The organism is Thermogemmatispora sp. (assembly GCF_019683635.1).
In the GTDB taxonomy this organism is placed as follows: domain Bacteria; phylum Chloroflexota; class Ktedonobacteria; order Ktedonobacterales; family Ktedonobacteraceae; genus Thermogemmatispora.
Genome location: NZ_JADGIA010000002.1, coordinates 20,531 through 33,602 on the forward strand (window position 1 = coordinate 20,531; position 13,072 = coordinate 33,602).

Annotated in this window: 11 protein-coding genes; 6 read left to right on the forward strand and 5 right to left on the reverse strand. The window is 59.7% G+C overall.

Annotated features, from left to right (window positions below):
• Positions 1 to 38: 38 nt before the first annotated feature.
• A complete protein-coding gene (locus IRZ31_RS00465) occupies positions 39 to 1,451 on the reverse strand; it encodes a class II fumarate hydratase (RefSeq protein ID WP_363325617.1) in 1,413 nt (470 codons plus the stop codon).
• 298 nt (positions 1,452 to 1,749) lie between these two features.
• Between IRZ31_RS00465 and IRZ31_RS00470 the strand changes: the two genes are divergently transcribed.
• The 4 genes from IRZ31_RS00470 (at position 1,750) to IRZ31_RS00485 (ending at position 4,579) form a co-directional block, all read left to right on the forward strand.
• Positions 1,750 to 2,316 carry a DUF402 domain-containing protein gene (locus IRZ31_RS00470; protein WP_112430430.1) on the forward strand — a complete coding sequence of 189 codons (567 nt, stop codon included), beginning with the start codon at positions 1,750 to 1,752 and terminating at the stop codon, positions 2,314 to 2,316.
• A gap of 74 nt (positions 2,317 to 2,390) precedes the next feature.
• Positions 2,391 to 2,681 (forward strand): hypothetical protein, encoded by a 291-nt coding sequence (locus IRZ31_RS00475; protein WP_297148381.1) that lies wholly within the window; start codon positions 2,391 to 2,393, stop codon positions 2,679 to 2,681.
• A gap of 462 nt (positions 2,682 to 3,143) precedes the next feature.
• Entirely contained in the window at positions 3,144 to 3,566 is a 423-nt protein-coding gene (gene panD, locus IRZ31_RS00480; RefSeq protein WP_297148383.1) for an aspartate 1-decarboxylase, read from the forward strand.
• A 329-nt stretch (positions 3,567 to 3,895) separates the two neighbouring features.
• Positions 3,896 to 4,579, forward strand: a complete 684-nt coding sequence (locus IRZ31_RS00485; RefSeq protein WP_297148385.1) for a RecX family transcriptional regulator — start codon at positions 3,896 to 3,898, stop codon at positions 4,577 to 4,579.
• Here the strand turns inward: IRZ31_RS00485 and IRZ31_RS00490 are convergent.
• From IRZ31_RS00490 to IRZ31_RS00500, 3 genes are all read right to left on the reverse strand, one after another.
• Positions 4,569 to 6,761, reverse strand: a complete 2,193-nt coding sequence (locus IRZ31_RS00490) for a serine/threonine-protein kinase (protein ID WP_297148387.1) — start codon at positions 6,759 to 6,761, stop codon at positions 4,569 to 4,571. The two genes, IRZ31_RS00485 and IRZ31_RS00490, sit on opposite strands and share 11 nt — an antisense overlap.
• A gap of 142 nt (positions 6,762 to 6,903) precedes the next feature.
• Positions 6,904 to 8,619: a PrsW family glutamic-type intramembrane protease gene (locus tag IRZ31_RS00495; protein WP_297148389.1), complete on the reverse strand. Its 1,716-nt coding sequence runs from the start codon at positions 8,617 to 8,619 to the stop codon at positions 6,904 to 6,906.
• A gap of 221 nt (positions 8,620 to 8,840) precedes the next feature.
• Positions 8,841 to 9,557: a tryptophan 2,3-dioxygenase family protein gene (locus tag IRZ31_RS00500; protein ID WP_297148391.1), complete on the reverse strand. Its 717-nt coding sequence runs from the start codon at positions 9,555 to 9,557 to the stop codon at positions 8,841 to 8,843.
• Between the two features lie 281 nt (positions 9,558 to 9,838).
• On the opposite strand from IRZ31_RS00500, the gene cmk reads away from it, so the two are divergent.
• Together cmk and IRZ31_RS00510 are read left to right on the forward strand one after the other, a co-directional pair.
• Complete coding sequence (gene cmk / locus IRZ31_RS00505; protein ID WP_297148393.1) at positions 9,839 to 10,522, forward strand: (d)CMP kinase; 684 nt, start codon at positions 9,839 to 9,841, stop codon at positions 10,520 to 10,522.
• On the forward strand, positions 10,519 to 11,316 hold the full coding sequence (locus IRZ31_RS00510) for a lysophospholipid acyltransferase family protein (protein ID WP_297148394.1): 798 nt from the start codon (positions 10,519 to 10,521) through the stop codon (positions 11,314 to 11,316). Before cmk ends, IRZ31_RS00510 begins: the two co-directional genes overlap by 4 nt.
• 150 nt (positions 11,317 to 11,466) lie before the next feature.
• On the opposite strand, the gene IRZ31_RS00515 is transcribed toward IRZ31_RS00510, so the two are convergent.
• The gene (locus tag IRZ31_RS00515; RefSeq protein WP_297148396.1) at positions 11,467 to 12,714 is read right to left on the reverse strand and encodes a glycosyltransferase; all 1,248 of its coding nucleotides are present in this window, start codon (positions 12,712 to 12,714) and stop codon (positions 11,467 to 11,469) included.
• Between the last annotated feature and the right edge of the window lie 358 nt (positions 12,715 to 13,072).

The window sequence follows — 13,072 nt, forward strand, 5'->3', positions numbered from 1 at the left end:
CTCGCTCGTCTCTGATCTGGCGGCGCTGGGCTGCGGGCTTAGCCTGCGACAGGCCCGGCTTCTAGACCTGGCTGCGTCATGCGCTCCGGATTCAGAATGCGTGCCAGTTCTTCTTCGCTCAGCTGCGTGCGCTCGCGGGCAACCTCGCGCACTGTGCGCCCGGTGCGATGGGCCTCCTTGGCGATCTCCGCGGCGGCGTCATAGCCAATGATGGGGGCCAGTGCTGTGCAAATCGCCAGTCCGCGCTCGACCATCTCTGGCCCCTTCTCGGTGGCCTTAATGCCGCGCAGGCATTGCTCTGTGAAATTCCGCACGGCGGCGCTGAGCAGGCTGATCGACTGCAGGAGGTTATAGGCCGTCACCGGCATCATCACATTGATCTCGAAGTTGCCCGACTGACCGGCCACTGTGATGGTGGTATGGTTGCCCATCACCTGGGCGCAGACCATACACAGCGACTCGGCGATCACTGGGTTGACTTTGCCGGGCATGATGGAACTGCCGGGTTGGACGGCAGGTAGCTCAATCTCGCCGAAGCCAGCGCGTGGCCCCGATCCCATCCAGCGGATATCGTTGGCAATCTTCATCAGGCTCACTGCCAGGGTGTTGAGCGCGCCGCTGGCCTCAACAGCGTTATCCAGCGTGCTCTGAGCCTGGAAATGATTGCTGGTCTCGCGCACGGTCACCCCGTTCATTTCAGAGAGTCGGCGGCAGACACGGGCGGCAAACTCAGGATGGGTGTTGATGCCTGTGCCGACCGCGGTGCCTCCGAGCGCGACCTCGGAGAGTTCGTTTTCTGCGTGCCGCAGGCGGGCAATACCGCGCTCGATCTGACCGGCATAGCCGAGAAACTCCTGTCCCAGGCGGATGGGCGTGGCGTCCTGCAGATGAGTACGCCCGGTCTTGATGATGGGCCAGAAGGCTTCGGCTTTTTCTTGCAGCACGCGCTGCATCTCCTCTAGAGCAGGGATCAGCTCTTTGTCGATACTCACCAGGGCGGAGAGATGAATAGCTGTGGGGATAACGTCGTTGGAGGATTGCCCGAAGTTCACGTGATCGTTGGGGTGAACCAGTCGCGAACCACGCGCTCCTCCTAGCAGCTCGCTGGCCCGGTTGGCAATGACCTCATTGGCGTTCATGTTCGTCGAGGTTCCCGAGCCGGTCTGGAAGATATCGACTACGAAGTGCTCGTCGAGTTTGCCGTCGATGACCTCCTGGGCCGCCTGAACAATGGCGGCTGCAATGCGTTCGTCAAGCAGGCCCAGCTCGGCATTGGTCTGCGCAGCTGCTTGTTTGATCTGGCCTAGAGCACGGATAAAAGCACGCGGGAAGCGGAGATCGCTGATGGGGAAGTTGAGAACGGCGCGCTGGGTACTGGCTCCGTAATAGGCGTTCGCTGGGACGCGCATCTCTCCCATGGAGTCGCGTTCAATGCGCGTTTCTTCTGCCAGGCTGCTCACAGCATCCTCCTCGATGGAATCCTGGTCATTCTCGCTTACTAGCTCACCAGGGCTGACGACGGCCTGCTGCCTCTCTCTGGCCCTGCTCTTGAAGAACAGGGGAGACAGGCCAGGCCCAGCCCCAGGTGGCTGCCTGTCCATTATATCACTGCCTTGTGACGTGGCAGCGATGTTTGCGCTGAGCCCGCTCGCGATGGCAGCCTCTGGCATGGCGGGCTACTCTTCGCTATAATGTAGTCTGAAGGCTGCGAAGCATGGATCGATTCTTTCTGTAGGATGCTCGTCAGACATGTTACTTGAAGTTGAAATACAGAAGATGCTCGTGGATGGCAGTGAGTGGGGGGCGTGGAAAGGCTACCAGCTTCCGCTGAGTGACGAGTACGTCTCGATCTGGACACCGGTCGGTACCCCAATGCATTGGCGGCCAGGAACCTGGATTCTAGAGCGGCATTCGCTCACCTACTTCTGGCCCCATGCCTGGTATACCATTCATATCGGCTATGACCAGCAGGACGGGCACTTTGTGAGCGGCTACTGCGATGTGGTGCTGCCAACCGATCCCTATACGAGTACCTCTCAACGGCTGATCTATGTGGACCTCTATGTTGATGTGGTGATTCGTGAGGATTTCAGCGTCTATACCAAAGACCAGGAGGTCTTCGATCGAGCCGCTCAACGCTATCCGCTGGTTGAGCAGGTGCGCCAGCGCTCATTCGAGGTACTGGCCTGGCTGGAAGAGCAGGCCAGGCAGTGGAGCGGCCCCTTCGCGGTGGTCCCGCGCCGGCTGCCGCTGGTGAACTGGGAACAGTTGAGCGTGGAGGAGATGCGTGCAGCCTGGCGCGCCGCTCTGCAGTAGATAGCGCAGGCTAGCCGTTGGGTTGAGCAATGAGGTCACGAGTTGATCATGAGTGAGAAGGAAGGTGGCTGCGGGTGCTCCCTGATGATTTGCGCCAGGCGCTGCTGACGCATGGTGTCAGTGCCTGTGATGAGGTGGCTCTGCGCCAGACGCTGGAAACTTATGTTCCAACCTATACGCTGATCCGTCTGGCTCCCTGGCCAGCACGTCGCTGGAAATGTCGCTATCGTCTCTTAATGCGCGATCAGATCTACGATGCGCAAAGCGTCGCAGAAGCTTATGCCCGCGGCTTGCTGGCTGTGCTTGAAGGTCGCTATCAACCGGAACCAGAAATACAATCGCCGTTGGCCACCCAAGGTGAGTGAGTCTCGGCTGCTTGCGGCTCTGCAGGTGCCGGGTCTGGCTGGCTCACCGGAGAGAGCACTGGCTTGCCGAAGCCAGCCGTCTGCTTCAGCAGCCTCTCCGCCCAAAAGGCGGGTAAGCGCCCGGGCAGTGTTCCCTGGCCGGGCTTCAATCGTTTAGAAACAGTGAGCGGCGTTCCGCCTCTCTGGCGCCTTGACCGCCCGATCTGGCTGCCTGCTACTCAATTGATGGGACCTTATGTATACTGGCGATAAGAGGGGTGGCAAGGAGCTTTCGTCTGGCTGGCTCAACTGTGGGCTAAGTCGAGAGGCGGTCAGTTGAGCAGAGAGCTGCAGAGCGGTAGAACAGAGTCCACGCCTGACGTTCCTCTGTAGCTCTAGTGGTCGGCTGCCTGCTTGCTCCAGGGGCGGACGTGGTTAGCACCAGAGCAAACCTAGCTGAATGTAGAGAAAGAGGTGTTCTGTATGCTGCGTACGATGTGCAAATCAAAGATCCATCGTGCCACAGTCACGATGGCCGATCTCAACTATGTCGGTAGCATCACTATTGATCAGGATCTATTGGAAGCTGCTAACATCTATCCTTATGAAAAGGTTCAGGTTGTCAATGTGACCAATGGCTCGCGTCTGGAGACCTATGCTATTCCCGGTGAGCGTGGCTCGGGGGTCATCTGCTTGAACGGCGCGGCTGCTCGCCTGAATGCCGTCGGCGATATTGTGATCGTGATGAGCTATGCGCACTTTACCGAGGAAGAGATCCGCTCGCTCAAGCCGCGCGTTGTCCTTGTCAATGAGCAGAACCAGATTACCGAGTTGCGCGAAGTTCCTCTGATCGAGCTGCTGCCCGAGACCGTGGCCGAAGAGACCTACGCGGAGGCCACTCGCTAAACGCAGCGCAGTAATTCATCTCATGTAACCGCCCGGTTACATGAATTACTGCTTACCTGGAGTCTATCGAACGTTTGTAAGATTTCCCCTCGCGCTATCAGCCCTCTCCAAGATCCCAGCTGTTTCGACCCCTTGTTCCGCTATTTATCGTGGGCACAACCCTGCTGTCCCCCTCTCAGTGCTGCCCGCTTCCTGGCTGATCGGCTTCGTATAGACTCAGCGTGCCCGGGCTGATCTGTGCCTGCTCTGTGGCTCAGGCGCGCCAGAAGTGCGCGTAAGCTGCCGACTACTACATTGCGGCATCCTCAGCGACGTGCTATAGTAGATCTATGCAGATTACCGCAATAGAGCCACAGGCGAATAAAAACGAGCAGGTGAACCTCTTTGTCGACGGTCAGCGTCTGCTTACGGTCAATATCCTGGTAGTCGAGCGCCTGGGTCTGGCTGTTGGTCAGGAGTTAAGCCCGGAGCTGCTGGCCCGGCTCCGACGAGAGGCTGCCTTACAGCAGGCCCTCGATCGGGCCTTAAACTATCTCTCTTTTCGTCCGCGCAGTCGCCAGGAAGTGCACCGCTACTTGCGGAGGAGAGGAGTCGCTCCCGATCTGATCGAGGCGGTGCTGGAGCGGCTCACTGAGCTGGGTTTAGTCGACGATCGAGCCTTCGCGACCTTCTGGGTAGAATCACGCGAGCGTTTTCATCCCGAGGGAGCCAGAGCCTTGCAGAGCGAGCTGCGAGCACGGGGTGTAGCGCCCGAAATTGCCGCCGAGGTAGTGAGTCAGGAGGATGACGAAGAGCGAGCCTTACAGGCTGGACGCAAGAAGGTGCAAGTGCTCTTGCGCGGCGGGGCCGCTAAGAACTATGAGACCTTTCGCAATCAACTGGGGGCCTTTCTTCTGCGCCGGGGTTTCAGCTACGAGACGGCCAAGCGGGTCGTCCGCCAGCTCTGGCATGAGAGCCGTGCCAGTGCCGCGGACGTCGACCCCGCTGATCCCGCTGATGAGCCTATGGATTAGAGGAGGCTCGGACCGTTGGCGAAACTGTGGCTGTGGCCGTCGCCGTCGCCGAGCCAGAACCACTGGCCGAGGGCAGCTGGACATTCGGCAGGTTCGTGGGATTCACCGGAATGATCTGGATGCGCTGTGGATCATCAGGCAGCACGTCATTGTTACCACCGGCAAGATGGATGCTGACCGAAGCTGGATCGACGCCCGGCAGCTTCTGCAGATAAGTGCGTGCCTGACCGACCTTCAAGCCTTTGATATGGCTCTTCATGTTCTCCAACTCATCCTGGGAGAAAAGGTATTGCGCTAAGGCGGCGGCGGGCACCTTGAGCGTAGCGGTCCCCTGGTTATCGACGCTCTGCACCCTCACTTTGCCGATCTGCGTGCTCTTCAGCTGGGCATGGGCACCCAGTTGCTGCTGAGCCTGTTGCCCCAGCAGTTGCAACACGAGCGAGCGCACATCTCCCAGGAGAAAGTACTCGACGCTGCCCTGCTCGGTCAGGGTGACAGTCACTGTACTGCTTTCGACCCCAATGGGTGGATCGGTCTTCTCGTCCACATCGGAGAAGACGATGTCTCCCACCTGCTGTGCATTTTGCTGCTGGAGCTGACGCTGCAGATCTTGCGAGATCTGGTTGACCAGCACCTGCTTCGCCTGGTTGGCCAGTCTGATCTGATCGACGATATCAACCGATTGTTTGCAGTCGAGGACCAGTAAGGTGCACTTACGACCCGTGGTGGCACCCTGCTGAGAAAGCGTCTTGCTTTCGCTGAGCACTCTAGCCGGGACAGTTTGGCCAGCGGGGTCAACCTGTTTGGCCTTGAGGCTGGCGGTGATCGTAAAGACCTGAGAGAGTGCGGCGGTGCGAGGTGTGATATTAATCGCGGCAGTCGACAGGCCGGGCGCCTCCAGAAAGAGCAGGCCGCCGATGAGCAAGAGCACCAGGGCGATGGTCACAAAGATTAGGGCCAGCAAAGGATTCTTGCGCCGGCGAGGGGGACGATTGCCAAACCTGCCGCTTGGACCGCTGGTACCGCCAAGGACTTCACGTCCCAGATCCATCGTCGGCGCGTCGTAGTCCTCCTGCGCAAAGCCCCCCTGTCCTGAGATGGCAAAGGGAGGTCGCCCCGTGGAGCGGAGCGGTGGCCGTGCAGGAGAAGTATAGGAAGACTGGTCGGAGGCATCTTCGGAACGCTGCAAGGTCATCACCTCGGGAGGAGTGTGGCCCGGCGAGGCCGGTGGTCGGGAGGCGGCACGCTGGGCGGCTGCTGCTTGTTGACGTGGAACAGGTTGGGCAGTCGCCTGCTGAGCTGATTGGGGGCGCTTGCCATCCAGTTCTGCTGCTATGACTGCCCCATAGGCCTGCTCGAAGGCTGCCAGCAGCTCCTCGGCGCTGCTGAAGCGCTCTTCGGGACGCTCGGCGGTTGCGTGTTCTACAACGTAGGCCAGCGGCTTGGGGAGTTGGACGCGTGGCTGCTCCTGCGAGGGTAGCTGACCAGTGAGCATCTGATAGAGAATGACGCCGAGAGAATAGATGTCGTTACTGACAGCTGCGACACCCTGCAGACGCTCGGGAGCCATGTAGGCCAGCGTGCCTACCTCGTTGCCGGGCAGGGTCAAAGGCGCGTCGGCATGCTGCCCCTGGATCGTGGCAATGCCGAAATCGATGAGGCGCACGTAGACCTTGCCATCGTTGTTGCGATCCAACAGGACATTGCTCGGCTTCAGATCACGATGAATGACGCCCCGTCGGTGGATGTAGGCCACGGCTTGCACCAGAGCAGTGAAAAGCGAGTAGACCTCGGATAACGGAAGAGGGCCATGCTGGAGGCGCTGGGCCAGTGTTCCCCCTTCGATATAAGGGGTGACGAAGAACAGTCGTCCCTGCTCCTCGCCAAACTCGATCAGCGGGAGAATATGCTCATGCTTCAGGTGGGCATTCACCTCGGCCTCGCGTAGAAAGCGCTGGCGCGCGATCGGATCATGCACCAGATCGGGGCGCATGATCTTGATGGCTACCTCACGGCCAAAGGCGGTGCGCTGGCGGGCCAGGTAGACCTCGCCCATGCCGCCCACGTCTATGCGACGCACCAATTCATAGTTGCCGAAGCGCCGTCGATTGCTACTACTTTGCTGGCTTCTCTGAGCGCCATTCTCTGGCTCTGGCATAGGAAGACCGAGTTGCTCCCTCATCTCCCACTCCCCTGGCCGCCGCTCCCTGTCTCTATACAGAGAGACGTGCATCCAAGCTAAAACGTACACAGAACGTGGCAGGCATCGCCAGGCATCGCACGCCGTGCGGTGAGGATGGCTGCAATGCCTGCCTCTGCCGGTATTATACCCCGACAGCCGCCGATCGCCCACTGGAAGAATCTGCCGCTCCCGCCGAGGCTGGCATCGGCTCCTGATAATGTGCACGTAGCCAGCGCACGATCAGGATGAAGAGCACCAGGAAGATGATCGTTAGCAGAAGGATCAACAACTCATCAAGACCAAAGCTGATGAAACCCAGATTCAGCTGCCAGCTCTGGATAGCCGGCCCCACGGGCGCAGGTAGCAATGAGAGCGAGCCGCACGCGTTCCAGAGAGCATGCTGCAGTACCGCGTACAACCAGCAAGCAAAGCCGAGACGAAAGCGTCGCTGCTTGGTGCGGATCAGGTGGTACCAGCCCAGGGCCACCATGCCTGCTCCCAGACCATGTAACAACCCTGCTCCTGACCGTACCAGAGCCACGTGAGCCCAGTCGCTATAACCCATGCTGATATAGCCAATGGTCTCAACCAGGTCAAAGCCAATGCCGGCGCTCATTCCCAGGATGAAAGCCTCGATCCCGCTGGTCAGGCGCCCACCGAGCAAAGCTACGCCCAGCGGTTTAACCGTCTCTTCCACCAGTGGTGCTACCACCACCGCCAGAACGATGAGCAGCGTCTTCGTTCCTGTCTGACAGACAGGGTTCGATGGATCGTTCAAGCAGGCTGGGTTAAAGTTGGGACCTGCTGCCGCGAGGAGCAGCGTTGCCGATAGCTCCAGCAGCGAGGCGAAGAGAATGCCCATCGTCGCCCCACTGGTCAGGGCAAGCGTGAAGCGTCGCCAGGTAGTCGACCAGCGAGCCTGGCGCAGAAGATGCATACCCAGCGTGAGGAGAGTCAGAGCAGGAAAGATGGCCGTGAGGAAGATCAGGACAGTGGTCGCCGGCAGAAATGCAACGGCCTGGTGGGTGGCCTGCAGAACCAGCCCGATGGCGAGTGTGACCACGTAGCCGATCAGAAAGATCCAAAACGGCGGCATCTTCAGAACATGGCTCGGCTTGCCCAACAACGAGCGGATGCTGTGGTAGAGACAGAAACCACCGCCGAGCAGGCCGGCACAGGTATAGACCAGCGATTGCACTGTCAAGGGGTAGAGGACCCCTGTTGACCTTGAAGTGCTGGAAACCAGCAGAGTAATGCCGGCCAGGGCCAGTGATCCCAGTCCCGCCAGCAGGGCAAGCCCTGAGCAGATGAGGCCAATGATTCCTAGCGTCACCTGGTAATTGCCTCGTGGACGCTGGAGAGCAGCAGGGCCAGGCTGCCAGTGAGCGGCATAACCAGGCCAGGCTGGGTAGCCTGGGTAGCCTGGATAGGGCGGATAGACTGAGTAGCCTGGGTAGGGCGGATAGCCTGGATACCAATAGCCTGGGCCTGGCCAGGGCGGCACCGGCGGCATACCGGCATAGTTCGGATAAGGTGGATAGCCCGGATAAAAGGGCGGTCCACCGTAGGCTGGAGGGTGAACGTACCCCGGCGCGGCTGGTGGCAACGGAGACGCTGGCGGTAAGGGCCAGACGCCCCATGCTGGTCCACTACCACCAGGGAGCATCGGGCCTGAGCCAGCATGCTCCCAATACGTGAACTGCGCCGGGCCAGGGGCCATGTCATTGGCGGCCTGGCTCGCCGGAGGGACACCCTGTTCTCTTGGGACAGCAGACTGCCCTCTCTCGGCAGCCGGCGCGGCCCCGCTCTCTAACGGCTTCTCCCCACTCACTGACTGCTGATCCGCTCTCTGCTCCATCTGTGGGGGCGGCTGCGGCTGAGTCCGCGTCTCTTCAGACGCCTGTGTGACTTTCTCGTGTTCTGAACTCACTGTCAATATGCCTTTTCCAGGACCTTCTACTGTTGAACGATTGATTGCTAGACTCGTTCAAAGCATATGACAAATGCCGAAAAATGTGAAGAGCCAAAATCCAATACTTGTGCCAGACCTGCCAGAAAGGAACGCTTTCTTCTATCGAGCTAGATCTGGCCCTGTTCCTGAGCGAGTGTGCTCAGGCGATCACGTATCTCCCATAGCTCGGGATAGAACATATCATGAATAGTACGTTCGAGGAGGGGCATAGGTGTGCCGCCTGTGCCAGTCGTTGCCGCGCCAATCATGCGCTCGGCGAGCTTATAGTGCCGGAAGCGGAAGGTCTGCATTACCTCATCGTAATCGATGAGGGCCTCAGCGAAGGCATGCAACAAAGGATAGCGCCCGGCCTGAAGATAGATATCGCTAAGCGAAGCACCTGCAGTGGCCAGCAGGGTGCGGAAATCCTCCCAGAGCAGTGGCGAGAGGCGCTGCAGCTCGCGATATCCTGGCGAATCGCTCCCCGCGCCGCCGGCTAGCAGCTTGCGAAAAGCGTGAAAGTCCCAGGGAGACATCGTTTCGAGCATGCGCATATTCTCTAGTAGCAAGTACTGGATGCGGATCACGCGCTGCAGCAAGCGCAGAGCCTCGCTGAGATTAGCCTCCTTAAGCAGGCGGCTGATGCTGCGCAACTCGAAGGCTGTTTCCTTCCACCATAGCTCGAACACCTGATGAACGATCTGAAATTGCAATTCATCGTGATGGGCCAGCTCCTCCTCTGACTTCTGCAGAGATAACAGTTCAGGCAGGCGCAGATAGCGAGCATAGACGCTCTCGCTGCGCGTGGGGCGCTGCACCTCAACGTGTTTGGACCGCTTGCTCATCGTGGCGACCTCCTTCACTGGAATGGGGAAAGGCCGGCGTCAATGCCGTCCCTCCCTCTCTTGCTGACGGCTCCCTCTAATCAGGTGGACAGCACTTGTCATAAGAAGGATACCATTTCTGACGAAAGAACGCTCCACTACAATGAACGAAAGCTAAAGGAGGGGCAGCGGCGGAGCTGAGCCAGAGGGAGACTGGAACGTCAAGGAGGGCCTGCCTTGCCGGGGAGCTATGGTATAATCTTAGCGACATTTGCAAGCCGACCGAAAGGCGCGGAAATCACATGGAGCAGGCGGAACGCATTGCCATCGATGGGCCAGCCGGCGCGGGCAAGAGCACGGTAGGAGAGCGCTTAGCGCGCTGTCTGGGCTATCTCTATATTGACACCGGGGCCATGTATCGGGCATTGACCTGGCTGGCCCTCCAGCGAGGTCTTGATCCCCACGATGGGGAGGCCCTTGGACGGCTGGCGCGCGAGGCCAGCATCGTCATCGGCCATCCTCATATTGACGATGGACGTCAGTACACAGTGACCGTCAACGGCGAAGACGTCACCTGGGCTATTCGCAGTGCTGAAGTAACCCGCACCGTCTCGCTAGTCTCTTCTCATCCCGAAGTTCGCAGTGTCCTGATCGAGGCGCAGCGCGCGCTGGCTCGCGCTGGTCGCGTCGTCATGGTGGGGCGAGATATCGGCGCCGTCGTCCTGCCCGATGCCGAACTGAAGATCTATCTGACGGCCAGCCTGGAGGAGCGCGGGCGTCGACGCTATGCCGAGCTGCTTGAGCGCCTGGGCCCTGATCACCCGGCCCTTCCCTCGTTTGAGGAAGTGCTCGCCGACATTCGACGCCGCGATGAGATTGACCGCGATAACATGCAGCCGGCGCCCGATGCGATTGTCATCGAGACCGATCATCTCAGCGTAGCGCAAGTTCTAGAACGCATCTGTCACATTCGGGGAAAGCGATGAAACAGGAAGTCAGCCTCTCCTCCGAGCAGGAACAGCCGGAGAACCGGCAGCCACTGAAGCGCACGGCCTCCAGCCGGCGTGAAAAAGACCTCTATCAACCCTACGAGACACCGACGCTGATCTATGAGATTCTGCGAGCGCTGGCCGTGCTCCTGCTGGCCGTGATCGCACGCATGCGCCCGCGCGGTCGTCACCACATTCCGCGTCAGGGTCCCTATATTGTCGCCTCCAATCACCTCGCCTGGACCGACATCCCTCTCATTCCCATCTACTTGCCCCAGAAGGTCGTCTACATGGCCAAAGAAGAGGTCTTCCAGGGGCGTTTGCGCTGGCTGGCGCGTTTCCTTGGCGCCTTCCCCGTGCGCCGCGGCGAGGGAGATCGTCAGGCTCTGCGGGCAGCAGAGACCGTGCTGAAGGCTGGTCGCGTGCTGGTGATCTTCCCCGAGGGCACACGCAGCCGCTCACGCACGCTGGCCCGCGCTCATGCCGGCCTGGGGATGATTGCTCTGCGCACTGGGGTGCCGGTTCTGCCCGTCGCTATCTGGGGAAGCGAGGACCTCTTCAAGAAGTTCCGTCCCGAAATTCATATTGTCTACGGTGAGCCGCTGCTCTTTAAGCCACAAGGCCCCAAAATTACCCGTGAGGAGATCGAAGAGGCCACCGAGCGCGTCATGCGCAGCATTGCCGCACTCTTGCCAGCCTCCTACCGCGGCGTCTACGCCGACGTGCTCCCTCGTTTGGGCGAGGAGCAAGGAGGGCAAGGGAAGGCAAGCGAGCTGGTTAGCGGTGAGTAACCTGGCAAGGGAAGGACATGAGAGAAACAGGAGGGGGGTAGGAACAGGACGGGCAGCCTGGCCAGGACCTGGCCGTCGTCGTCTCTGATTGGCAGCCTGGCCCCATAGGCTGCCAATCAGAAGCAGAAGCGACAGGGCAGAGATCTGGACTCAGGCGCTAGCGACCAGTTGCCGGACGCGCAGAAGGGCCGCCAGGTAGTCGCGCAGCATCATGGGCAGCAAGAAACGCTCCTGAACGCTGCGATGGGCAGCCTCACCCATCTGGCGCCACAGCTCGCGCTCCTCTAGTAAGCGCAGCGTATAGCTTGCCGCGCTCTCGGTATCATCGGCGAGGAAGCCGTCGTATCCATGCGTGATCTGGTAGCGTACCCCAGTCGCCGATGTCCCCACTACCGGCTGATACTTCCACATCGCCTCAGTCACTGTCAGGCCAAACCCCTCACGACTAGAGCGCTGCAGGATCACCTGCGAAAAGCGCTGGAAGGCATTAACCACCGGCGCGGTCAGCTGAGCCGGGTCCCAAAGCAGATGAATATCGGGATCGTCGCCTGCGCGCTGTTGTAAATCTGCCAGAATAGCCTGCGCGCGGATGTCATCGCTGGCTTCCAGCGCGCCAACAAGCGCTACCTGGACCTCTGGGTGGCGCTGCTTCACCAGGCGATAGATCTCAATCACCTGCCACGGGTTTTTCCAGCGCCCGAAGCGTGAGACCTGCGTAATCAGGGGGCGGGTGGGATCGACACCACTGCCGGCCAGTAGGGCCATCCCTTCGGTCTCGCTCAAGGGGGCATGGCGCTCGCTAAAGGGATCGATGCCAAGCGTGATCACCGCGGTGCGCCCGGCAGGCAACTGTGGGAACACCGAGAAGGGCGTATTGAATGTGCACAGCGCATAGGCATCCAGGAATTGACTGATGTACTGGAGCGCCGCGGGATCAGGCCGGGCAGTATCGATATGGTTGAACCATAGGGCCGGGCGCATGTATGGAAACAGCTGCCCCAGAGGAGCGAGCTGGATATCGTGGACGTAGTAGAGATCAGCGCGTTCATCGACGAGCGGCTGCATGGCGGACCGGAGCGAATCCAGAAACTGACGCTGGTCCTGGGGAGTGATCAGACCCGGCTCGCCTCCCTGCAGCATATCGGTCAGCCGTGCCATGAAGGTAGCGGCGAACTCGTCGAGTTGAACCACGCGCCAGGTATGAGGAATGCCCAGCTCCCTGGCCAGCGGCAGTAGCACGCGCAGCAAAGCAGCCACGCCACCACCCTGCGCCGTCGTATTAATATGTAGAACATGCACGCCCTGGAGCGGACGCGCCAGATCGTAAATCTCGGAGAGCAGGGCGTCGCTCACCAGACCACGAAAGCGTTCCAGTCCAGGTGTTGTCACTGTTGTCATGACCCTCTCCTTCGCCCGCAAGCAGGCGAAAAACGTGGCTCTTGTGAATAATTGAGCCAGTAGAAGCTGGCTGCCAGCGTATCACAACTGCTTGCTAGCTGGCTTCCATAGGTGATTACAACTGGGCGAACGATTCCATTCCCCCAGCAGCACCTCTTTTGAGGTGTTTTCTGAGGCAAGAAAGCATTGCTGTTCAGTCAGGGACGGAAGAATCAGGTCAGCCGCCTGACAAAGGGCTATCCTCAAGAGAATATTCTTGCGATCTCGCGGCCCTCTTCGTGATGAATCTTGTGGCGGACTTCTCTCAAAATGGTGTAGGAAATACTTGACAAACAGCCAGAAGTATGTTATATAGTGC